The following is a 297-nucleotide window of genomic DNA, read 5'->3' as shown; positions in this document are numbered from 1 at the left end:
TCGGGGACATGACCACACTCGTTGCGCTGGCGGAGTTTTTTTGGGGCTCGAAAGCGCAGCGCCCGCCCCTCGAGCACGCCTACAACATATCTTCCGATATCGGCCGCGTGGCCCGGACGCTCCGGGAGGAGGGCCTTTTCGGGGTGCGGGCGATCACCGTCACCCTTCATAAGCCCATCCGGCCGATGCTCACCCAGCGGGTCGCCCGGATATCGGAGATCCTCGAGCGGATCGGCTCCCCGGTCATCGCCGTCGAGGAGAAGTACGACGGCGAACGGATCCAGGCGCACAAGGACG

At 65.7% G+C, this 297-nt stretch carries 1 pseudogene; it reads left to right on the top strand.

The features are described from left to right. Positions 1 to 8: 8 nt before the first annotated feature. Positions 9 to 297 (top strand): annotated as a pseudogene (locus BRA62_RS05165) (DNA ligase); the annotation flags it as partial.

Source organism: Methanoculleus sp. UBA208 (assembly GCF_002498065.1).
In the GTDB taxonomy this organism is placed as follows: Archaea; Halobacteriota; Methanomicrobia; order Methanomicrobiales; family Methanoculleaceae; genus Methanoculleus.
This window is presented reverse-complemented; position numbering and strand designations above follow the sequence as displayed.